Raw genomic sequence first — 23,570 nt, 5'->3', positions numbered from 1 at the left:
GCTAATTACGATTTAAAAATACCACTATTGTGGATATTTGTCAATACTTTAAAACAAAAAATCCTCAAACACATTATTGGATATATCCACACCTTTTGATGTTAATTTAAGGACATCTCCTTCTTTAACTAATAAGCCTAATTCCATATTTTTATAAATAGCATCTTTAAACACAGAAAACATGCTTTTCCCAAATCTCTCTTTAAAGTCATTATCATTTACTCCATCCATCATCCTAAGGCCTAAAAACATAAACTCGGACATTTGATCTTCTAAAGACAGCTCATCAACATCGTCAACCGCATGTCCATCATTATAAATCATGTCTATGTACTTTTTAACATTTTTTATATTGCCAAATCGCTTATTTCCTACAAATGAATACGCACCAGGTCCAAAGCCCAAATAGTGTAAATCCATCCAATACAGCTTGTTGTGTCGGCATTCAAATCCAGGCAATGCGTAATTCGAAATTTCATAATGTCTGTATCCACTATTCTCTAAAAGCTCTGCACCATAGTGGAACATCATCAATTCGTATTCATCATCAGCAAGCTTAACTTCATTTCTTTCATACATATCGTAAAGCATCGTTCCTTTTTCTAATATAAGTCCATAACAAGAAATGTGTGATGGCTTTAATGCAATTACGTTTGTCAATGTTTCTTTAAAATCTTCAAAAGTCTGATTTGGCAGCGCATACATTATATCTATGTTTATGTTGTCAAAATATTTAGATGCCAAACCATAATTTTCAATAAAATCACTTACTGTATGTATTCTGCCGATAGCTTTTAATAAATTGTTTTGCCAAGACTGCAAGCCTATGCTTATTCTATTTACACCTGCTTTTTTATATGACTTAAGTTTTTCTTCATCTATTAAGCCAGGATTTAATTCAATCGTGATCTCTGCATCTTTGCTTAAGCTGTAGTTTTCGTAGATTTCACTCAATATTTCTTCGATGTATGAAGGAGGCAAGACATTCGGCGTACCTCCTCCTATATACACAGAAGTGTATATATCTTTAAGCTCCTCTTTTCTCGTTTTAATCTCCTTTATTATTGCTTCTTTAAACGAAAAAAAACTATCTTCCATGTTTGCATAAGAATTAAAATCACAATAATAGCATTTTTTCTTGCAAAACGGAATATGAACGTATATACCAGATCTAATCATTGTCATCATCAAGCTTTAAGATTGACATAAATGCCTCTTGCGGAATCTCAACCTTCCCTATTTGTCTCATTCTCTTTTTGCCCTCTTTTTGCTTTTCTAACAATTTTTTCTTTCGCGTAACATCTCCGCCATAGCACTTTGCCAAAACGTTCTTCCTCAATGCTTTGACAGTTTCCCTTGCTATTATTTTTGAACCTATAGCGGCTTGTATAGGAATCTCAAAAAGATGGCGCGGTATATTTTCTTTTAACCTTTCTGTCATCTTTCTGGCTCTTTCATAAGCCTTATCCTTATGGACTATCATAGACAAAGCATCCACTATCTCACCATTTATAAGTATATCCAATTTCACAAGATCTGATGTCTTGTAGCCTTTTAGCTCATAATCTAATGAAGCATACCCTTTTGTCCTGGATTTTAAAGCATCAAAAAAATCATATATTATTTCGTTTAACGGAATATCGTATTTAATAAGCACTCTAGTAGGCTCAAGGTAATCCATTCCTTGATAAACGCCCCTTCTATCTTGACAGAGCTCCATTATGGGTCCTACGTACTCTGTAGGAGACATTATTGTAGCAGTAATTATAGGTTCTTCTATATGATCGATCAACGTGGGCTCCGGCAAATTTGCTGGATTATCCAGTTCAATTACTTCTCCGTTTGTCTTGTAGACCTTATAGATAACGCCAGGTGCAGTAGTCACCAAATTTAGATTATATTCCCTCTCCAACCTCTCCTGTATTATGTCCATGTGCAAAAGACCTAAAAAACCGCATCTAAAGCCAAATCCAAGAGCTGCAGATGTATCTGGCTCAAATGTCAATGACGCATCGTTTAATTGCAGTTTCATAAGTGCATCTTTTAGATTTTCATAGTCCTCGCCCTCCGCTGGATATATTCCACAAAAAACCATTGGTGTGACTTTTTTATATCCAGGCAAAGGTTCAGATGCCGGAAATTGTGCATTTGTTATGGTATCTCCTACACGAGTATCGCTGACATTTTTTATGCTGGCAGCCACATACCCAACATCACCAACAGAAAGAAAATCGACCGGACTTAAATTAGGCCTAAATATGCCTACTTCTGTCACTTCAAATTCTTTCCCGGTGGACATCATTCTTATCTTATCGCCTTGCTTTAATGTGCCGTCAAAAACCCTTATAAAACTTATAGCACCCTTATAATTGTCGTAAAACGAATCAAATATCAATGCTTTAAGCGGTTTTTCTTGGTCTCCTGATGGTGGCGGTATCCTCTTTACTATTGCTTCCAAAACATCTTCAATACCTATGCCTTCTTTCGCAGATATAAGCAAAGAATCTTCGGCATCGATGCCAATAACATCTTCGATCTCTTTTTTTACAAAATCAGGATCTGCAGATGGAAGATCTATCTTGTTTATAACAGGCACGATTTCAAGATCGTGCTCTAATGCCAGATACAAATTTGCCAGCGTTTGGGCTTCTATCCCTTGCGTTGCATCAACAACCAACAAAGCGCCTTCACATGCCGCAATACTCCTCGAGACTTCATACGTAAAGTCAACATGTCCAGGAGTATCTATAAGATTCAATTCATACTCCTCTCCATCATTTGCTTTGTATATGAGGCGGACTGGCTGAAGCTTTATGGTTATACCTCTTTCCCTTTCCAAATCCATGCTGTCTAAAACCTGCTCTTCCATTTCTCTTTCTGTCAATACACCAGTCTTCTCAATCAATCTATCCGCCAGAGTAGATTTACCATGGTCTATATGGGCTATAATGCAAAAATTCCTCTTGTTTTCTTTTCTAACTTTAGACATTTCAAACCTCCTTCACATATATTAATATTATAGCATAAAAAATTACTTGTACAGAGATTTGAAAAGACCATCAACACCTTTTAATGGCACATGACTATGTTGTCCCAAAAAAGTTATGTTGAGAAAATCTTTGCTTATAGCAATCTTAAATATGCTTTGACTTGCAATACCTGTTGTCAAAGCATTAAACGTGTAATCCACTTGAAATATGCATAACATGATAAAAATTATGTAGATGGATATGAATAAGTATAGCATTCTCAGCTTTCTAAGCCTTTCTTTTTTCTCTTTTACCCTGCTCAAACTTTCATTTCCTCCTAAGTTCATCGTACAAAAAATCCAATTCTTTTATCATCTTTTCTTTCGAAAAATTGCTTAAAATATATTCTTTGCCTTTTTTTGAAAATTTATTTCTCAAATCTTCATTTAATACAAGAACTTCAATAGCATTGGCCAAATCTTTAGGAGCCTCAGATTTTACGATGATTCCATTTTCATCATTTTTAACTATCTCAGGTATTCCTCCAACATCTGTAGCAATGACAGGTACACCTAACGCCATAGCCTCAGCAACCGATATACCAAAGCCTTCGCTGTGAGACGGCAATACAAAGATATCTATGCTGCTTAAAAAATTGAATATATCTTCTATAAACCCCAAAAATTCCACATTATCAAGCTTTAAATCCCTCGCCATATCTTTAAGATGTTCCATATATGGTCCATCACCTGCTATAAAGACAAATGCTTTAACTTTTCCCCTAAGTATATTCAATGATTCAATAAGATCTTGAACACCTTTTGACGGTATAAGCCTTGCAACACAACCGATTATAAGAGTATCTGAAGCTATGTCGTATTTTTCTCTCAATTTTAAAGGCTCTTTAATGAATTGTGGCACATCAATGCCGTTGTACACTATACGCACTTTATCAGACGGTATGCTTTCTTCATCTACAATGGCATTTTTAAGAGCGTAAGACACTGCAACTACTGCATCTGTCTTTTTATTTAAATACTTATTGATTGTCAGATAAAAATACTTTTTTATCTTATTCATATTTTTGTAATTAGGAAAATTGTGTACTGTCACAGCGATCTTTAAATTGTATCCCAGTGAAGCCAGTCTTCCAACTAAGGATGCTTTTGCTCCATGAAAATGAATAATATGTGGTCTAAAATCATCTATAATAGCTCTAAGCTTCTTTATCGCAGCAAAATCTTTCTTAAAATTTATTCCATCGCAAATATCAACACGATAAACAGATACACCATCTTCTATCAAGTCATCCGTTGTTTTTTTGTCAAAAGAACAGCCAACAGCTAATTGATACTTGTCTTTATCAAGTCCATTAAGAATCGACAGCAGATGCTTCTTCATGCCGCCTTCTGCTTCCCTTACAACATGTAAAACTCTTATTTTTTCCAATCTATTTCACTCCTTTATAAATTTATTTTCATCAATGATAATGTCAATAAGCATTGGCACAGCATAGACCATCGTTGTAGCCGCCGCAACAACACCTGAATCGTTAAAAACTAAAGCAAAAATACTTCCTACTACGGTGGATAAAAAGCTTATGTATACAAATTTTCGCTCGTTAAGAATCTTCTTTAAAGCGCCAACTGGTTTATAAAAAAGTACAAAGAGTACCAACACCAGCGTAACTAAAGCCCTGCTCCAGACAGAATACTTGAAAAGCTTCAAATTCATGCTAATCTTTCTTGCAAATATCTGAATAAGAGGGTAAATCCCATTATTTTTCACTAAATTGAATGTCTGCCCTATGTGCGTTTGCTCTGATACAGGTCTTAAAGAGTCAACATAAAACAGCAAAAATAATAATACAACGATACTTCCACCTACAAACAAAATATTTTTAATGTTAAGTTTTTTGCCAAATAAGTACATTGACGCAACTGAAAATGCTGCAAATGCGGCTATACCACCGCCTACATTTGTTCCCAAAGACGGCGATGCTATAAAGTAGAGGACAATAATGTAAATCAATATATTTGCAAATATTAGATATCTTTTGTCAATATTCCTAAATGTCTCAAATGACAAAAGTGGGAAGCACAAAACGGCTCCTATGAAAATCCCCATGTACTCATTTCCGATACCGTAGAATCTGGCACCTGCGATTACATCGTAACTTAAAAATGAATTTTTCAAAAGATTATATCCTGTAAGCATGTCCAGCATCAATATAGCAGCAGTGAAGGCTGCAATTAAAAAGTATCTAAAACTGCTTTTTTTGGCTAACTTATATGTAACCAATGTAAAGACCGCCGAAACAACAACAATGCCTAAAACGCTATTTACGATGTTTGTATAATCAAATAGAGGCAAAAGCAAGAAACTTATAGGCATAATCGGTATTAAAAGCAAAAAAGGTTTTACTAAAGTGGAGTATTCTTTGAAGAACAGCAGTATCACCAAAGACAAAATCAGTATAAATATTTGCAACATCACATAAGTTTTTAAAAAGTACGGTCTATACGTATAGTTAAATGTAAGTTGCTTTTCTAAATTTTCAAGCTTCATTAAATCTCCATTGACATCTGATGAATACAAATTATGTCCAGTTACAAACGCAGGTACATCTAAGCCAAAATACGTTAATATAGTTGGAAGCAAATCTGTATTTGTAACAACACCCATCCTTTTCGTCGTATCAGATGTTATAAGCTTACCTTTTGCAATACCATTTCCATACATTACAACAGGCGCCAAAAAATCATTTTGACCCATTTTTTGAGAAGGCGGCAAAGGAGTGACAATCATAAAAAGAGTGTTTCCACTATCAGAACGTAAAATTTTCCCGATGAATTCATCAGCATTCCTTAGTGCTTTTTCTTTGTTCTCTTTATTTATCTTATCTAATCCGCTGTTTTGGTAATCATTTGCTCTTGCAGTGTCGCCTAAATCAAATATGGTTAGAGCCACATTATCTTTAATATTTAGATACTCCTTGTACATGGTATCATAATCTGTCGATAAGCCATAAGGCATCAATTGATCCCTTTTATTCGTCATATAACTGACATCTCCATAAGGCACGATGCCTCTGTAATTCATACCTATTAAAGGAGCATATCTTTTGTAATCAACATCTGTATCTTCATTGCCAAAAACAGCCACATTAAGCCCACTATCCTTAAATTTATCCCCTAATAAGCCAGGCCTTATAATATGATTTCTTTTAGAGTTGTTTCTGATTATCTGGGCTATATCTAGATTTAAAATTTGTCCTTCCGAAGGAATTTTCCCTGTATTCCTCTCATAAATTGTGGACGCCAATTCATGGTTGTATGTTTCCCATGTGTTGAAATTCAAAGAAGCACCATTAGAACCAACAGCACGAGTGCCTGTACCAAGTGTCATAAAAACACTTTCCAAGGATCTGCCACCATCAGCATTGACAGTCATAAGGCCATAAGTACCATTTTCTATCATCTTGTTAATATTTTTTAAATTAACATTTAAAAAATCATCGATAGCAACTCTATTTAATATAAATACTACGGCCTTTTTCCCATCCTGTGCAGTTTGTGCATAAGAAAAAGAAATTGCACTCAAAAAGAAAAGCAAAACTAAAAAAAATAAAACAAACTTGTTTTTCATCGTTACCTCCTAAATAACAGTTTTATACATAAATCATAATTATATACAGTATAATAAGCCTATTTTTATCTAAATATAAAACTAGATTGGGGGCATCAAAATTGAAAAAATCATTTAAATTCATTTGTATATATTGTACCATATCTTTGGTACTATTATCCACAATTTTACCGTTGATATTAAGCAATAATAAGGCATTTTCAGCAACAGACAATCCATTAAAAGGCAAAATCATACTAATCGATCCTGGCCATGGAGGAATAGATGGTGGCACAAACTCTGGAAATATACTTGAAAAAAACATCAATTTAGAAGCATCATTGATCTTAAAAGCAGAATTGATAAATCGCGGAGCAAAAGTAATGATGACAAGAGATAAGGATGTTTCTTTAGAAAATCTATGTAAAGACAATGACTACAGACATAGGCGAGATTTGAAAGCAAGAGTAAATATGATAAACAACTATAATATAGATGCATATATTAGCATACACGTCAACGCTGTCAACAATGCTCCGTATGTAAAAGGTCCAATGGTTTTTTACTCAAATACTAATATAAACAGTAAAACATTGGCATCATATGTGCAAGATTCTTTAAATACCTTTGCTGGAACAAATAGAAATCCAAATGTTGCAGACTACTTTTTGCTGACAAATGCAAAAAAGACAGGAATCTTAGTAGAACTGGGCTTTATCACAAACAATGACGACAAAAACCTACTCGTCAAAAAAGACTATTTAAAGAAACTATCAACTGGCATTGTAATTGGCTTAGAAAAATACTTTAAAAACAAATAATGAGGCAAAACCTCATTATTTGGCAAGTCCATCATCTTTCAGCACTAAATAAATTGCTTTAGCTAGGTATGGAGTGGAATTTAAAGCCTCCTCCAAAGTATTGTAATTGCTGCCTAATTCAATAAGTATGCCTTTCTCTGAAAAGTGTTGGTTGTATTCAGCGTATTGATGAATCTCTATTCCTAACGATATACCTGGATATAATTCATTCAGTTTATCGCTAATCTGTTTCGCAAACTCGTAATTCTTTTTCCAGTCTTCATTCATATCTGCAGTCCTTCGAGAGCCAATTATGAACATTATTTTTGCAACTGTCTGTCCGTTTATTTCCATCGTATATTTTTTTCTGTAATCTTGATTTGGTAAGCTGCTTAAAACAGGTATTGTATCAACCCCTGGCTGCATTACACTTCCATATCCATCACGGTGCAAATCAATAGTCACCTTGATAGAAGGATATTCCTCCAAATATTTTTTTACTGATAAAGAAGAATTGTAGTATGACTGATCGTAATTGTAATCGTGTATTGTTCGATCATGCAAAACGCTAACACCATAATCTTTAGTCAAATATTCTGTCAAACTGTCTCCTACTCTTACCATATTGTAATTTAGATTATTTGTTCTATCATATCCATATGCAGCTACATATTTGTTTTTTAAAGTCGCAACGTACGATTCCATCGTATGTGTATGGTAAAGCAATATAAGTGGTTTGCCAGTATCAACGTTACTGACATTTGTCACACTTGTATTCGTCTCACTTTCTTTTGATGCTTCATTTGCAACTTCGTTATTTTTATTTTGATTAGCATTGCGATTGTCTGCAACTTGCGTATTAGATGTATTATCTTTTTCTCCTTTGTCTATTTGAGCAATAATGGGAATTTGATACTTTAATATTTTAAGAGGATCTCTTTGATTTAGATTAAACATTGAAGCCATAGTCAAATCTCTATCGTAAAATCCTTCAGCTTTATAGCCAACATCAACAGTTGGCATCGTATAATTTAAAGCAGTTATAAACATGCCATTAATGCTATTGTACTCTTCGGCAAAAGTCTCTGTTTCAAAATTTATATTGGCAGCTTCTATGTCATTTGTCATAAGCCATCTATAAAATAAAATATTAAAAAGCAATAAAATCACAAAAGACACCTTTTTAAGGCGATAATACCTTAACGAACTTCTGTACAATGAAAGCACCTCTCTTTGGTTTTATACTATAAATTATTCACAAGAGAAGTGCTTTATTACTAATTTAATGTACAAGTTGGTTCATCTCATCTACTGTCAAATTTGGTTGTAAAGCTAAATTAATTCCTCTTGACAAAATAGATGAAATATTTTTAATAAGAAGATCAATCTCCTTTGGCGTAACTATGAGGTTTTCTTCTGGACTTAATACCTCTTTTATTAAAGCGTATTTATCTTCATCATTCATGTTTTTCAATACATCGTATAAAGGGCTACCGCTTTCAACATTGTTTTTTAACGCACTTTCAAGATGTTCTATAGCATCATTAGCAATTGTAGCTGCATCTACTACGGTTGGAACACCTATTGCAATAACAGGAACACCTAAGCTTTCCATGTTGATAGCAGATCTTTTATTACCTATTCCCGATCCAGGGCTAATGCCTGTATTTGAAATCTGTATTGTTGTAGCAAGCCTTTCAACTCTCCTCGATGCAAGAGCATCTATTGTGATGACTAAATCAGGTTTTATCTTATCAACAACGCTTTTAACGATTTCTGCCGTCTCAATGCCTGTTATACCTAATACACCGGGAGCCATGGCGCTTACAGCACATATATTTTCACCAAACTGCAGAGGTGCTAATTCTTTCAAGTGGCGAGTCACAACAATATTTTCAATTGCTTTTGGTCCAAGTGCATCTGGCGTCACATTCCAATTGCCTAAACCTATTACAAGGACTTTCATATTGACATTAACATTAGAGATTTTCTTTATTACATCGGCAAGTTTTTGTGCTACTTTGCCTTCAAGTTCAATATCCCTGTACCTTAAATCAGGAGCTTCTATAGTTATATAATCTCCTATAGGTTTTCCCATCGTTTTAGCACCGTCATCGTCCAAAATGGTTACTTTAACTATTTTTATGTTGTCATCTTGGCTTTCATCTACTAAAACGCCTGGGATCTCTCCCGCATGTCCACCTTTATACATTTCACGGGCCTCAACAGCAAGATCTGTCCTTATATTGAACATAATCTCACCTCAATTCTGTGGGTATAAAAGCATCAACAAGCCCGATTACAAAAGCAGCTATTATTGAACCCAATATAGTAGCATGTATTGTTGGAACTATAAATTGAGATACGTATATTACTATTGCTGCAACTATGAAGCCAACAACACCTCTACTTCTAGGAGAAATATTTTGACCAAGCATTGCCTCAACTATATATCCCAGCAATGCAATCACAATTGCTGATATCAAAGCACCCCAAAATCCAGCCACACTAAATCCTGGGACAAGATAACCTACGATCATTAAAACAATCGCTGAAACTACAAATCTAATTATCGCTTTTAACATAAAATCACCTCCTAAAAATATAATTGACATTTTAAAAAATATTATTCGCATAAGGTTGTACTAAACTGCTTTCCTGAATTGTATTGCAAAAAATGCTTTTTCGTGGTAAAATTACTTTTGATTGATTTGAGGAGGTGAATGGTTTGGCAAACATAAAATCAGCTAAAAAAAGAATACTTGTAACAAAAAGAAGGACATTGGAGAATAAAATAGTAAAATCAAAAGTTAGAACAGCTATTTCTAAATTCGAAAAGAGTTTAGCAGAAGGTAACATAGATAATACAAAAGCAGCTTTAATTAATGCCATAAGAGAACTTGATAAAGCATATTCAAAAGGCACATTGCACAAAAATACAGTTGCAAGAAAGAAATCAAGATTATATGCAAAATTTAATGCATTAAATGCTTAAAAAGCGTACGACGTACGCTTTTTTAATTGCAAAGCTTTCTTATCAATGATTCCAAAGCTAAATTGCCATCATAACTTGACTTTAATTCCCTGTCACATTTTACGCACAGTTTGTATGCATTTAAAAGCTCTTTTTCTTTAAAACACTTTGATTGCTGTATAATATCATTAATTGAAAAATAAGGTATTCCTAAGCTTTGCTGCAGTTCCTTTTTATCAATTTTTTTCATCAACAGATATTTAGCTTTTATGAGAATTCGAAACTGTCGTGCGATCATAGCTAATATCCCAATCGGATTTTCTTCATTCGAAATCATTTTGTTCAATATGTATATAGCTACTTTTTCCTGTCTTAAACCTATTGCGTTTACCAATTTGAATACATTCTCAGCAGTTGATGCTGACATAACGTCTTTCACATCATCTATAAGCACTTCTTTGCCATCACTGTAAGACACAATTTTTTTGATTTCATTTAAAAGGGTATATAAGTCCACACCTACGCTTCTAACAATATATTCTGCGACAGGTTTTTTTATGACCTTTCCATAGGTTCTTACGAAAAATCCTACATAATTGACTGCTTCATCAAATTTTAAATGTTCGAAATTTACGATAGCACCATGTTTACTTATTGCTTTGAATATTCTTTTTCTTGTGTCGATTTTATCCTTAAACACAAACGCAATACAACTATCTGTGTTTCCACCTTCAATCCGCTTGATTATAGCATCAACGGTGTCATCATTTATCTTTTTTAAAACATCATCATCTTTTATTAAAACAAACCTATGTTCCGACATAAATGGAAGAGTTTCTAAACTGTCTATTATATTTTTATCATTAGCATCTTCAATTATGGTGTAATTCATGATTTCAGTTCCTTCAGCTATTAGCTTGTTTTTTAATTTTTTAATAGCTTCATCGATCAAAAATCTTTCCTCACCGTAAAAAACATAAGCAGGCAAAAAGCCTTTGTTTGTAATCTCAAGAAATTCTTTGTAATTCACTGTCATCAGTCCTCGATCATTTTTTTGACATGTATAAATGTGCCATTCGTTTCAACGATAATAGCACCATCTTTATCTGTCCTGAAAAGTTGTGATTTGCTTTTTAAATATTTTACTACTTCTCCATCTGGCTGTCCATAATTATTTTTACCTACCATTATCACGCTGATTTTAGGATTTACCTCGTCCACAAATTTTTTTTGCGATGACGTATTAGATCCATGATGTGGAACTTTTAATATATCTGATGATATATTATCATCTAATAGCGCATTTTCCGCTTCTTTCTCTATATCTCCAGTGAATAAGATGCTTACATTTTTATATATCATTTTAAAAACCAGCGCATTATTATTTATGGGATTCTCAGCAATCACGTAAGAATCGGGGCTTAAAATATCATATTTTATTCCAGATATCTCAACCCAATCGCCTTTCGACAATTGAAAAACTGGTATTTGCTTTTTGCTGGCAATAGCCATTAATTTTTTAAAATTTTCGCTATCCGCCACTTGTCTGCCAATAAATATCCTTTTCACATCTACATCGTTTAAAATCGACAATATGCCACCTACATGATCATAATCTGTATGAGATATAAACACCGCATCTAACGATGTAGCATTCTTATAAAGCAAAAATGGCATCAATATATCTTGTCCAACATCAAAGGAAGAATTGCCGTATTCAGGTCTTCCCCCGCCATCTATCAGTATGCTTTTGCCATCCGGAGTCATTAAAAAGGTGCTATCACCTTGTCCAACATCGAGAAAAATTATTTCAAGGTTTTTAGGTGTAAATGAATTTATAGCAAACACTGCCATCAAAAGAAACAGCATCGTTGAAACAACACTGATTTTAATTTTTCTGCTGAGATTGCTGGTCAATAAAATCAGTACAGCATAATAACATAACATCATGTAAACTGGCGGTTGAGATACGCTTATAGATGCATGCGGTATCTGGGAGAAAATCCTTGTAAGATGCAAAACAATCTCTACTACCGGTATATTTATAAGATTTAAAGGAATAGAAAGGGGCATATATATAAGACCTAAAATTGCAGACAAAAACCCCAACACTACAGCAACGCTTACAATCGGTACAATCAATATATTTGGCAATAGTGAAATAATCGAAATACTGTGAAAAAAATATACAATGATAGGGATTGTGCCAATTTGTGCTGCTAAAGTGACGGAAAGAGCTTCTTTCATTTTTTCACTTTTTATATTTATTATATCTTTTATCGGCTTATACAAAAGCAAAATAGACAATGTCGCTATAAACGATAGCTGAAACCCAATGTCAAACAACATCAAAGGGTTGAAAAATAGTATCATAGTTGCTGCAAAAGATATGGCATTAATAGGATTATTGTCTCTTCCGATTGACACAGCAATCAAAGCCATGCAAGCCATTATGACAGCTCTTACGGCTGATGGTGGTGCGCCTGTAATAAAGGTATATATTAAAAGCAGTGGAATTATTATAAAAGGAGAATATCTCCTAATGTGTAAAATATTCAAGACAAACATCATAAATAAAGTCAATATTCCAAAGTTAAATCCTGACACCGCAATTATATGTGTAAGACCTGTAACCCTAAAAGAACTAAGTACATCTTCTTCAATATTGTATTGACCCAGTATGACAGATGAGATAAAATCAGCATCATTTTTGGGCATCGAATTAGAAAAAATCTTTATTATTTTTTCTCTTGTTTCTCTGATTATTTTATCTATATGGCTGTCTGCATCGCTTTTTATGATTTTTACAGAATAACCATTTACATTCATCAAAGCTTTGATGCCGCTTTTTTTAAGATAAAGCCTATAATCAAATCCACCAGGGTTTCTCTCGCCTTGAGGCAGCTCTATTATTCCTCTTACCTCGGTTAAATCGCCTTCTTTAGGATAAGTACCACCATACTGCGTTACTAAAATCTTATCTTTGTTTTTAGGACTTAAAACGTATTTTGCAAATCCATCTTTCAAAATGACATTTGAAACAACTCCATCAAATGAAACCAATCTGTTGCTTAAATCATCGTACACACCTTTTGAATATAGTGCATTTTCTCCTAAAGTCAATCCTAAAACAAATACTGCCAGAAGCAACAAGTAAATAGCATTTTTTTTGGACAGATATATGTATATGCCGGCAAAAAGAACAACTAAAAATGTTAAAAACAAAAGCACAATATTTATCTCGAGAAACCTGCTTATTATGATGCCTACAGATAATAATACTGCTATGTACAAAAATGGCTTATCCATATCAATTATACGCAATATACTTCAAAAGGCTTGGCTATACTTGCATCATTTATCACTTCTGACACTTCTTTTTCATATTCTTCTATAGAGTGTTGTGGCCAAAGGTGTGTAACGACAAGCTTTTTGCAATGAGCAGCCTTTGAAATCTCTGCTGCCTGTTTTGCAGTAAGGTGTGGGCCTTTCTCGCCATTTAGTAAATTGCCATCGCACAAGAATAAATCGGCATTATTTGCAAAAGAAACAAGCTTATCATTGTAAATCGTATCACTGCTAAAGACAAAGGTTTTATCTCCATTATTGAATTTTACGGCAAATGTCTTAACAGGATGAACCATTTCTTTAAATGTTATAGTAAAATTTTCAATATCAAGTTTCAATGTCTCATCTATGTGTTTGATTTTAAACACATCATTAAATCCTAATTCTTCAATAACTTTTGAAGGTTCATCTGGGCAATACACGTTTACAGGTTCATTTATATAACCTTTTTTCATCATTATATCCAACGCATATCTTAAAACCAGCATATCTGCCATGTGGTCTGAATGCAAATGGGTTAATATTATGTATTTTAGATCTTTTAAATCATGATACTTTTGGTATCTGCTGATAATACCGCTACCACAATCTACAAGCACATTTACACCATTATCTTCCACCAAATAACCTGAACAAGCTCCATCTGCACCCGGATAAGGTCCATGCGAGCCAAGAATTGTCAATTTCACTTTAATCATCTCCTATCTAATAGCAGGCAATCTTTTAATATACTCATACAAGTCTTTATAATTTCCATGTTCAAATGCTGAAATGTCTTTTGATGTTCTATTAATCAAAAACTCATCCAATAGATATGTCTTAAAGCCAATAGTCCCAGCTATTACATCTTCATCAACATCATTGCCAATCATGATGCAATGTTGAGGCTTTTTCTCGAGTCTTTCTACGATTTCCTTGTAATATTGTATGTAAGGCTTGCAAAAGTGCATGTGCTCATAAGATGTGATAAAGCTAAAGTACTTATGGTCAATTCCGGCCCATCTCAATCTCTCTTTTATGGCTATACCTGGAAAAATCGGATTTGTTGCGAGCACAACATCATATCCTTTATCAACCAGCAGTTCTACACAGGCCTTAGCGTACTCGTTTTTACATACATTAGCTCCAAGGTTCTTATAGTCATTTTCATAGAAATCATTAAAAATCTCCATGATTTTATCTTTTGGGTATTCCACTAACTTCAAAAACGAATCAAAAAAGGCTTCTTCATTTGTCTTATCAGGATCCAAATTGTTTATCATGTCCATGCTGGCTGAATAAAGAGCTTTTTGGAAGTAATACTTATCGAAATAATCTGAGATTTTATTTGAAATAGCTTCAAAATACTCCATGATCATTTTGTCCGTGTCAACAGGAAGTAAAGTGCCATCAAGGTCAAACATCACTGTATCAATCATATTTCTTTCACCTCAATGCAATTCTCATATAAAATAATACATTTTTAAAAAGAAAAAAGCAAGGATATCTAACCTCGCTTTATATCTTTAAAGTATTTAACTTTTGACAACGAACCTACAAGCACAGAACCAATGATTACGCTTCCTATCCCTTGAAGTATATTTCCTGGAACATCAGCAAGAGCAGCTTTTGAACCGTACATAAAAGCACCACCAATATAATACCCAAGCACCATCCACAATGCAGCTAATGCAAAAACAGCTACTTGCACAATAAAACTAAAACTTTTATCTTCTTTTTTCAATAAAACAGCCACAATAAACCCTTCCAATCCTTTTATGGCCAATGTCCATGGGGCCCATAAAGCATATCCTGAAAGAAGATCAGCTAATGCCGAACCAATGCCTCCAGATACGAAACCTGCAAGAGGTCCCAAAATAGTAGCAGAAAGAAAAATAAAAGAATCGCCTATATTTATATATCCTTTCGTGTATGGCGTCGGTATTTGTATTACCATAGTACCAACAGCAATAAGAGCCGTCATAAGTGCGATGTAAACAAGTCTTTTTAAGCTATTTTCTTTCACACTCGATACCTCCCATATTTTTTAAAATTATTATAACATACAATTGTTATAATTCAATAAATACAATATACAAACAATTTATAATTTCTTATAACATGAAACTTTTGACATTAGGCGCAATATGTAATATAATAATATTACGGTTTACGAAATATTAGGGAGGCTGATATAATGGATGCCGAAATAAACTTATTAGAATATTTACTTCGGGAAATCAATCACAGAATGAATCTTGTGACTAGAAATTACTTAAACAATAAAGAAATTACCATGTCTCGGTTTTGGGTCTTAAACAAATTAAGCCAAGATGAAGCAATAACTATGAAACAACTACAGTCGCAACTTTTACTGTCTTCCAGCACACTGACAGGGCTAATCGACAATCTCGTTGCTGATGATTTGGTATACAGGTGGAGAGATGATAAGGATAGACGCCTTGTGTTTTTAAAGCTTACAGAAAAAGGTGCTGTGCTTCTAAACGAAATTTTAGAATACCGCACAAAGATGCTAAAAAAAATAGTCGATATGTGTGATGACAGTATAGACATTGGTACATTGAACAAAAATCTCAAAACCCTATTAAACGCATCAGGTGATGCTGCAATATTTTAAAAAATTTCAAGAAGGTGATTTTATGGACTTTGCAATCGAAATAAAAAATTTAAAGAAAAGATTTAAAGATTTTGAAGCAGTAGGTGGAATCACGTTTGACGTCAGAAAAGGAGAAATATTTGGCTTATTAGGTCCCAACGGTGCAGGAAAAACTACTACCATAAGAATGATAACAACATTGATGCCACCTACTTCTGGCAAAATACTTGTTGCCGGTTTCGATGCAAAAAAATACAGTGCAACAATAAGAAGATACATTGGATATGTGCCACAAGCTCTTTCTGCAGACTCCACCTTAACTGGATATGAAAATATGCTATTTGTGGCTAAGCTTTTAAGGCTTAACAAAAAAGAAAGAGAAGAAAGAATTGATTACATTCTTGACATTTTAAATTTGAATGATGCCAGAAACCGCTTAGTCAAACAGTATTCAGGTGGAATGATAAGAAGACTGGAAATAGGCCAAGCAATAATACACAAACCTGAAGTCTTAATACTTGATGAACCGACAGTGGGACTTGATCCTGTAGCAAGGCAAAATGTTTGGAACGTAATAGATACTTTACGAAAAGAAACCGGTCTTACAATTTTAATTACTACCCATTACATGGAAGAAGCAGAAGCTATATGTGGAAGAATAGCAATAATGAACAGTGGCAAAATTGCTGCCTTAGGAACTCCTGATGAATTAAAATTAAAAACCGGAAATCCAAACGCAACATTGGACGATGTATTTACATTTTTCACAGGAAATCAATTAGAGTCTGGAGGGAATTATCGTGAAACAAGTCAATTACGTAAAAGAATCCAAAGATTCAGTTAAGATGAGTTCTCCTATAAAAACAATTTTAGACTATATTTTGAATTCTTTTACAATCGCAGAAATAGAGATACGAAAACTGAAACATGATCCAACCGAATTACTTACAAGAGCAGTCCAACCAGTTTTATGGCTTCTTATCTTTGGTCAGGCATTTTCTAGAATACGAGCCATACCTACAGGAAATGTCAACTATCAGACATTTATGGCTCCAGGCATTTTAGCTCAATCAATGATGTTCATATCCATATTTTATGGTTTAAGCATAATTTGGGATAAAGATCAAGGAATACTTCAAAAGCTTATAGCAATGCCTGTTCCTCGAGCAGCTTTTGTCACAGGAAAAGCCTTTGGAGCAGGAGTCAGAGCAATAAGTCAAGTAATAATAATATTGTTTTTGGCGTTTTTGCTAAGACTTGACATAAAGTGGAGCATTTTAAACATAGTTATGAGCATATTGACAATTGTTTTGGGTGCCGCATTTTTTTCTTCTTTGTCAATGGCTTTAGCAGCCATAGTAAAAAGCAGGGAAAGATTTATGGGAATAGGACAGGTTATAACAATGCCATTATTTTTTGCCAGCAATGCAATCTATCCAATACAAATAATGCCACATTGGCTTCAAATAGTAGCGAGAATCAATCCTTTAAGTTACGTTGTTGAACTTTTGCGAGGATATCTAATAAATGGCAGTGTATCACAAGCAGGCATTTCATGGATGATACTTATATCTGCCACTGTCATAATTCAGATAATATCAGCAATTTTATATCCCCACATAGTAACATAAAATCGCTTTACACTTGATATGCCATGGTAGAGTAGCAAAATGCTACTCCATCATGCAGCATATCCTGCAAAGCGATTTTTATTTATCTATTTTTAAATAATGTGGCTTTTACTATCTCCATAATTACTAAAGGCAAAAGCGATAGCGCAATTACTACATCCCAATCGTATATGTTTATATTTTTTATATCAAAAATTGTATTCAATGGAGTCAATATGACTACAAGCTGAAGGAATATGGAAACCAATAGTGCAAGCACCATGTATTTATTTTTAAATAAGCCCACCTTAAAAACTGATTTAATTGATCTTGCATTCATCGCTTGTGAAAGCTGTGAAAAAGTCAAAACGGCAAATGCCATAGTTCTTGCATTAGTGATATTTTCCCTAAGCCCCAGCAGAAATGCTATAAAAGATACTAAACCTATCATGATTCCTTCGATTGGTATTCTGTACATAAGTCCATCTGAAAAGATGTTTTCATCCTTTGGTCTTGGTTTCTTAGACATTATATCTTTTTCAGCAGGTTCCACACCTAAAGCAAGAGCAGGTAGGCTATCTGTCACTAAATTCACCCACAATATATGAATGGGCTTAAGAGGCATTGGCATACCAGCCAATGTGGCAACCAAGAGAACAAGTATTTCGCCAATATTGCACGATAAAAGGTAATGTATAGATTTTTTTATATTCTCGTAAATGGTCCTTCCTTCTTCTACAGCAGCTACAATAGTTGCGAAATTATCATCTGTAAGCACCATATCAGCAGAATCTTTTGCTACATCTGTGCCTGTAATACCCATTGCAGCACCTATATCAGCCTGCTTTAGCGCCGGAGCATCATTTACACCATCGCCAGTCATAGCCACCACCGCATTGTTTTTCTGCCAAGCTTTTACTATCCTCATCTTATGCTCCGGAGAAACTCTTGCATACACTGATATGTTTTTTACCTTTTCGTAAAGCTCATCGTCTGTCATGGCTTCTAACTCTCTGCCATCTACAGACATATCATCTTTATCTAAAATGCCTAAATCTCTTGCAATAGCTACAGCGGTAATCTTATGGTCACCTGTTATCATGACAGGCTTTATACCAGCATTTTTGCATATTCTAACAGAATCTCTGACTTCATCTCTCGGCGGATCTATCATTCCTAAAAGTCCAACAAATACAAGATCTCGCTCAACATCCTGGCTTTCCAATCTTTCTGGTATATTATCAATATCTTTAAAAGATATGGCCAAAACTCTTAAAGCATCTTTCCCCATATTTTCATTTTCAATTCTAATCTTTGCCTTATCGTCATCGCTCAATTCTAATATTTTGCCATCTTTTAATATGTATCTACACCTTTCAATGACACTGTCAAATGCTCCTTTTGTTATAACCTTATAATTTTTATCATTTGATTTGTGGATGGTAGTCATCATTTTTCGTTCAGAATCAAATGGAATTTCGGCAACTCGCGGAAATTCTCTTTCTAATTCCGATTTTTTGGATACATATTTTTCACACGCTGATACTATAGCGACTTCAGTTGGATCTCCAAAGCTTTTACCTGACTCATCAATAAATGCATCTGTACAAAGTACCCCCTGCTCCAAAATAAATCCTGCTTTGCTGTCATATCTTTTAGTTAAGTCTATCTCTTTAAAATCAACAAAAACTTTCACTACAGTCATCTTGTTTTGAGTCAAAGTGCCTGTTTTATCAGAACATATCACATTTGCACTGCCTAATGTCTCCACCGCAGGAAGCCTTCTTAATATAGCATTTCTCTTTATCATCTTCTGTACGCCTAATGCCAAAGTGATAGTGACTATTGCTGGCAGTCCTTCAGGAATTGCAGCAACAGCAAGGCTTACAGATGTCATAAACATGTCAAATACCGGCCTTTTTTCCATAACACCTATCCCAAATATTATGCCACAAATGATAAGTGCTCCTGTACCCAGATATTTCCCCAGTTGCTCTAACTTTATCTGAAGAGGCGTCATCGTCGTCTCATCATCGTCTAACATCTTCGCTATTTTTCCCATCTCTGTGCTCATACCTGTCTCAGTCACCACAAATGATCCTCTCCCATAAGTTACAACTGTACCCATGTACACCATGTTGTGTCTATCGCCAATATTGAGATTTTTGTCTTTTAACTTGTCAGAAGTCTTTTCTGATGGAACAGATTCACCTGTAAGAGCTGACTCATCTATCTTCAGATTTGCAGACTCTATTATCCTTCCATCAGCAGGCACAAAATTTCCTGCTTCTAAAAACACTACATCACCTGGAACAATATACTGTGACTCTATCTCTACAACTTTTCCATCCCTTAATACACGGGACACTGGTGCAGACAATTTTTTAAGTGCTTCGAGAGACTTCTCAGCATTATTTTCTTGTATCATCCCTAAAAAAGCATTTAACAAGATTATGAATAAAATTATTACTGCATCTGTAATTTCACCCAGAAAAAACGAAACAATAGATGCAATTATCAAAATAATCACCATGTAATCTTTAAATTGGTCCAAAAACATGGACAAAATGGTTCGTTTTTTCTTTTCACTTAAAATGTTGGCACCATACTTTTCTAACCTCTCTTTAGCATTTTTTGATGAAAGCCCCTCCTCAGCATCCACATTTAATTCATTTAAAACCTCTTCTACATCATAAATCCAGCTTTCCTTCATCTTATTCCTCCTTGTTTCTTAATTTATGGTATAAATAAAGACCTTTATTTTGTATTATTCCACAAAATAAAGGTCTCACTCGCAAATTTGCTTAACCAGCCGGGTGTTTCTCACCGTACTGACGACTGATTAACGAAGAGTTACTCCCCTTTAGATTATTATAGCATATTTATTGGACAATATCACCATTTGTGCGATATTTTTTCGATTTTGTAGTACAGTATAGCACGATTAGATCGTCGAGTTTACGGCTTAGGTCAAGAATCATCTCGTATTTTACTTCTTCTTGCTTTATCAAATCATCAAGTTCATCTCGTAAATTGCTAATCTGCTCTTCCAATACAGATATCTTATTGTACATCATTAGTTCCCCTTTTCTAAAAATCGCATATACAATTTTATCATTAGGAACCAAAAAATTCAATAGGATAATGTAGAAATTTCATCTAATTTTTTCCACTAATTTTGACAATTTCTTATATATATCTACTATATCCCGTCCATATTCTATCTCCCAATCTTCACATCCCTCGCTAACTGTCAAAATTTCGCCATTATTAATGCATCTTAATATGTCATCATTTGAAATTTTTTGCTTGATTTTTTCCAACAAATCTTTTAACGATGACATTTCAATGTTTTCCATTTTAGCTCAACTCCTATAGAATATTCTAACTATAGTTATATATTCTATAAATGTTATTATTTTCCTGCATGTTTCTTAAATTTTTTTTAATATTTTGATATCAAGTTAACTGCTTTGTCTAACGCCAATCCCACTTTCTCCACTTTGCCACTTCCTTGGCATGTTTTTTGATTGCCTCCACCACTTCCCTCTATGACATCCAATATCTCTTTGAAAAATGAATTAATATCTATATCGACATCATCTGATCTTGATATGACAATATTACCGCAACCCATAGTGCTACACAAAATACAAATAATCCCCTTTTCTTTGGTAATTATCTGAGACAAAGCTCGCAGTTCTTTCATGTCTCTATCATTAAAAATTTTTGTCACCAACTTAAAGTTTTTTAAATTTACTGATTCTGCGACTAATTTTTCAGCTTCATATTGAAGTATATTATCTCTCATTCTGTTTAATTCCTTTTTTAGCTCTTTATTTTCATCCAATAATTTATGGACTTTTTCTAAGATTTCTTCTTCCTTTGCAGACAGCGTTGTTGTTAAACTATTTATGCAATTATTTTTCTTAAAATAATCATTAAGCGCCCTAAAGCCACAGACAAATTCAATTCTTAAGCCCTTTTTCGTTCTTTCAAATTTTTTTATCTTTACAACCCCTATTTCGCCCAAATTTTTCACGTGAGTACCACCACATGGTGAATAGTCAAAGTCTTTAATTTCTACTATTCTTATATTTTCGTCAACTTTAGGCTTTTTTCTTAAGGGTAATTTTTTCAAATCATCGTCTTTTACAAAGTACGAAATAACAGGTAAATTTAAATATATAAGCCTATTTGTTTCAATCTCGACTTTTTTAAGGTTATCTTCGCTTAGATCGCTGTTGGTCAATGTAATATGTGAGCTATCATCTCCAATGCTAAAGCTTTCTGTTTCTGCATTAAATAACTTATAAAATACTGCTGACAAAAGGTGCTGACCGCTATGCTGTTGCATATTGTCAAATCTCTTTTCCCAATCTATCTCACAACTTACCAAATCATTTTTAGGAGGCGTCTTCAAGGCATGGATGACTTTATCATCTCTTAAAAAGACATTTTCAACTTTTATGCCGTCAATAAATCCGCTATCTGCTGGTTGTCCACCGCTTTCAGGATAAAAATACGTCTTATCAAGTATAACTTCACAATATTCATTAGTATCATTAATATCAATGACTTTTGCAATAAATGAGCTTTTATAACTGTCATAATAGTACAATTTATCCATCTCATATCCTCCTTAAAGTTTAAAACGCATGGACTAGCCATGCGTTTTTTTAATATACCTTTGTTCCATACAAGGTTCTCACATTTTTAAATTCCTCAATGATCTTTTTCGTAATCTCGCCAGGCTTACCGTCACCGATGACTCTCTTGTCAACTTCAGTAACAGGAATTGCTTCCGCTGCAGTACCAGTCAAGAAACATTCATCTGCAGTGTACACATTAAAAAGTGAAAAATACTTTTCCACAACTGGTATTCCAAGTTTATTTGCTATATCTATGACAGTAGCTCTTGTAATGCCACCTAAAGCTCCAGCCGCAGATGGTGGTGTGTATAAAATACCGTCAGATACAATAAAAACATTGTCACCTGTACATTCCGCAACATACCCTTCTAAGTTTAATAAAAGAGCTTCTGGATATCCCGCTTTCACGGCTTCAATCTTTGCCAATATATTGTTAAGATAATTTAGAGATTTAATCTGTGGGTCTAATGTTTGAATGGAGTTGCGCCTAAACGTAGATGTGATAATTTTTAGTCCATTTTGGTACATCTCATCGGGATATAATGTAATCTTATCTGCAATGATAACTACTGTAGGCTTTGAACATTTATAAGGATCAAGCCCTAAATCGCCTTTCCCTCTTGAAACAACTAATCTTATGTATGCGTCTTTTAAGTTGTTTCTCCTTACAGTTTCTAAGACCTTATCGGCCATTTCTTCTTTAGAATATGGTACATCTAAAAGAAGTGCCTTAGCCATGTTGTAAAGTCTCTTTAAGTGATCATCCAATTTGAAAACAACACCATCATACGCCCTTATACCTTCAAAAACACCATCGCCATAAAGAAATCCATGGTCAAAAACCGAAACAGCTGCTTTTTCACTGTCTACAAAATCACCATTTAGAAAAACTACAGGCATTATGACTCCTCCTAATCTATCTAAAATATATTATTGTAGATTATACCACTTTGAAATTTTTAAGTCAATTAAACAAAAAGCCCCGAAAGGGACT

General features: G+C 34.1%; 23 protein-coding genes. 5 read left to right on the top strand and 18 right to left on the bottom strand.

Features of this window, described 5'->3' with window-relative positions; all coding sequences use genetic code 11:
* Positions 1 to 48: 48 nt before the first annotated feature.
* The 5 genes from hemW to JJQ93_RS02635 are packed head-to-tail and all read right to left on the bottom strand — an operon-like array spanning position 49 to position 6,617.
* On the bottom strand, positions 49 to 1,185 hold the full coding sequence (gene hemW, locus JJQ93_RS02655; protein ID WP_503010257.1) for a radical SAM family heme chaperone HemW: 1,137 nt from the start codon (positions 1,183 to 1,185) through the stop codon (positions 49 to 51).
* A complete protein-coding gene (gene lepA, locus JJQ93_RS02650; RefSeq protein WP_274892658.1) occupies positions 1,172 to 2,989 on the bottom strand; it encodes a translation elongation factor 4 in 1,818 nt (605 codons plus the stop codon). The genes hemW and lepA overlap by 14 nt, the downstream gene beginning before the upstream one ends.
* Before the next feature lie 42 nt (positions 2,990 to 3,031).
* The gene (locus tag JJQ93_RS02645) at positions 3,032 to 3,292 is read right to left on the bottom strand and encodes a hypothetical protein (RefSeq protein ID WP_274892657.1); all 261 of its coding nucleotides are present in this window, start codon (positions 3,290 to 3,292) and stop codon (positions 3,032 to 3,034) included.
* Positions 3,293 to 3,296: 4 nt separating this feature from the next.
* Positions 3,297 to 4,418, bottom strand: a complete 1,122-nt coding sequence (locus JJQ93_RS02640; protein WP_274892656.1) for a glycosyltransferase family 4 protein — start codon at positions 4,416 to 4,418, stop codon at positions 3,297 to 3,299.
* Between the two features lie 6 nt (positions 4,419 to 4,424).
* A complete protein-coding gene (locus tag JJQ93_RS02635) occupies positions 4,425 to 6,617 on the bottom strand; it encodes a hypothetical protein (protein ID WP_274892655.1) in 2,193 nt (730 codons plus the stop codon).
* A gap of 101 nt (positions 6,618 to 6,718) precedes the next feature.
* Here JJQ93_RS02635 and JJQ93_RS02630 point away from each other — a divergent pair, with 101 nt between their 5' ends.
* On the top strand, positions 6,719 to 7,417 hold the full coding sequence (locus tag JJQ93_RS02630) for an N-acetylmuramoyl-L-alanine amidase family protein (protein ID WP_274892654.1): 699 nt from the start codon (positions 6,719 to 6,721) through the stop codon (positions 7,415 to 7,417).
* 15 nt (positions 7,418 to 7,432) lie between these two features.
* On the opposite strand, the gene spoIIP is transcribed toward JJQ93_RS02630, so the two are convergent.
* The 3 genes from spoIIP to JJQ93_RS02615 form a co-directional block, all read right to left on the bottom strand.
* Entirely contained in the window at positions 7,433 to 8,614 is a 1,182-nt protein-coding gene (gene spoIIP / locus JJQ93_RS02625; protein WP_274892653.1) for a stage II sporulation protein P, read from the bottom strand.
* A 64-nt stretch (positions 8,615 to 8,678) separates the two neighbouring features.
* A complete protein-coding gene (gene gpr / locus JJQ93_RS02620; RefSeq protein WP_085112621.1) occupies positions 8,679 to 9,650 on the bottom strand; it encodes a GPR endopeptidase in 972 nt (323 codons plus the stop codon).
* A 4-nt stretch (positions 9,651 to 9,654) separates the two neighbouring features.
* Entirely contained in the window at positions 9,655 to 9,981 is a 327-nt protein-coding gene (locus tag JJQ93_RS02615; protein ID WP_014758917.1) for a phage holin family protein, read from the bottom strand.
* A 143-nt stretch (positions 9,982 to 10,124) separates the two neighbouring features.
* On the opposite strand from JJQ93_RS02615, the gene rpsT reads away from it, so the two are divergent.
* Complete coding sequence (gene rpsT / locus JJQ93_RS02610; RefSeq protein ID WP_013788292.1) at positions 10,125 to 10,391, top strand: 30S ribosomal protein S20; 267 nt, start codon at positions 10,125 to 10,127, stop codon at positions 10,389 to 10,391.
* Positions 10,392 to 10,413: 22 nt separating this feature from the next.
* Here rpsT and holA read toward each other — a convergent pair whose 3' ends face one another.
* The 5 genes from holA to JJQ93_RS02585 form a co-directional block, all read right to left on the bottom strand.
* Positions 10,414 to 11,406, bottom strand: coding sequence for a DNA polymerase III subunit delta (gene holA / locus JJQ93_RS02605; RefSeq protein ID WP_085112623.1), 993 nt, complete (start codon positions 11,404 to 11,406; stop codon positions 10,414 to 10,416).
* The gene (locus JJQ93_RS02600; RefSeq protein ID WP_274892652.1) at positions 11,406 to 13,679 is read right to left on the bottom strand and encodes a DNA internalization-related competence protein ComEC/Rec2; all 2,274 of its coding nucleotides are present in this window, start codon (positions 13,677 to 13,679) and stop codon (positions 11,406 to 11,408) included. The genes holA and JJQ93_RS02600 overlap by 1 nt, the downstream gene beginning before the upstream one ends.
* A 5-nt stretch (positions 13,680 to 13,684) precedes the next feature.
* Positions 13,685 to 14,416, bottom strand: coding sequence for an MBL fold metallo-hydrolase (locus tag JJQ93_RS02595; RefSeq protein WP_274892650.1), 732 nt, complete (start codon positions 14,414 to 14,416; stop codon positions 13,685 to 13,687).
* Between the two features lie 3 nt (positions 14,417 to 14,419).
* Positions 14,420 to 15,136: an HAD family hydrolase gene (locus JJQ93_RS02590; RefSeq protein ID WP_085112625.1), complete on the bottom strand. Its 717-nt coding sequence runs from the start codon at positions 15,134 to 15,136 to the stop codon at positions 14,420 to 14,422.
* Positions 15,137 to 15,204: 68 nt separating this feature from the next.
* Entirely contained in the window at positions 15,205 to 15,723 is a 519-nt protein-coding gene (locus JJQ93_RS02585) for an ECF transporter S component (protein ID WP_274892649.1), read from the bottom strand.
* Between the two features lie 171 nt (positions 15,724 to 15,894).
* On the opposite strand from JJQ93_RS02585, the gene JJQ93_RS02580 reads away from it, so the two are divergent.
* From JJQ93_RS02580 to JJQ93_RS02570, 3 genes are read left to right on the top strand one after another with little or no spacing between them, the layout of a single operon-like run.
* Positions 15,895 to 16,335, top strand: a complete 441-nt coding sequence (locus JJQ93_RS02580; RefSeq protein ID WP_085112627.1) for a MarR family winged helix-turn-helix transcriptional regulator — start codon at positions 15,895 to 15,897, stop codon at positions 16,333 to 16,335.
* Between the two features lie 22 nt (positions 16,336 to 16,357).
* Complete coding sequence (locus JJQ93_RS02575; RefSeq protein ID WP_085112628.1) at positions 16,358 to 17,158, top strand: ABC transporter ATP-binding protein; 801 nt, start codon at positions 16,358 to 16,360, stop codon at positions 17,156 to 17,158.
* On the top strand, positions 17,115 to 17,945 hold the full coding sequence (locus tag JJQ93_RS02570; RefSeq protein WP_274892648.1) for an ABC transporter permease: 831 nt from the start codon (positions 17,115 to 17,117) through the stop codon (positions 17,943 to 17,945). The genes JJQ93_RS02575 and JJQ93_RS02570 overlap by 44 nt, the downstream gene beginning before the upstream one ends.
* Positions 17,946 to 18,027: 82 nt before the next feature.
* On the opposite strand, the gene JJQ93_RS02565 is transcribed toward JJQ93_RS02570, so the two are convergent.
* The 5 genes from JJQ93_RS02565 to ilvE all read right to left on the bottom strand — a co-directional run bounded on the left by JJQ93_RS02565 (position 18,028) and on the right by ilvE (position 23,476).
* Complete coding sequence (locus JJQ93_RS02565; protein ID WP_274892647.1) at positions 18,028 to 20,637, bottom strand: calcium-translocating P-type ATPase, SERCA-type; 2,610 nt, start codon at positions 20,635 to 20,637, stop codon at positions 18,028 to 18,030.
* A 169-nt stretch (positions 20,638 to 20,806) separates the two neighbouring features.
* Positions 20,807 to 20,998: an aspartyl-phosphate phosphatase Spo0E family protein gene (locus JJQ93_RS02560; protein ID WP_231560511.1), complete on the bottom strand. Its 192-nt coding sequence runs from the start codon at positions 20,996 to 20,998 to the stop codon at positions 20,807 to 20,809.
* Positions 20,999 to 21,079: 81 nt separating this feature from the next.
* Positions 21,080 to 21,283, bottom strand: a complete 204-nt coding sequence (locus tag JJQ93_RS02555; RefSeq protein WP_085112631.1) for a hypothetical protein — start codon at positions 21,281 to 21,283, stop codon at positions 21,080 to 21,082.
* Positions 21,284 to 21,369: 86 nt separating this feature from the next.
* Positions 21,370 to 22,554: an alanyl-tRNA editing protein gene (locus tag JJQ93_RS02550; RefSeq protein WP_085112632.1), complete on the bottom strand. Its 1,185-nt coding sequence runs from the start codon at positions 22,552 to 22,554 to the stop codon at positions 21,370 to 21,372.
* Positions 22,555 to 22,603: 49 nt separating this feature from the next.
* Complete coding sequence (gene ilvE, locus JJQ93_RS02545) at positions 22,604 to 23,476, bottom strand: branched-chain-amino-acid transaminase (protein WP_085112633.1); 873 nt, start codon at positions 23,474 to 23,476, stop codon at positions 22,604 to 22,606.
* Between the last annotated feature and the right edge of the window lie 94 nt (positions 23,477 to 23,570).

Source organism: Thermoanaerobacterium sp. R66, from assembly GCF_028895185.1.
Lineage (GTDB): Bacteria > Bacillota > Thermoanaerobacteria > Thermoanaerobacterales > Thermoanaerobacteraceae > Thermoanaerobacterium.
The sequence above is the reverse complement of the archived record's forward strand: the minus strand, read 5'-3'. Positions and strand labels throughout refer to the sequence as shown.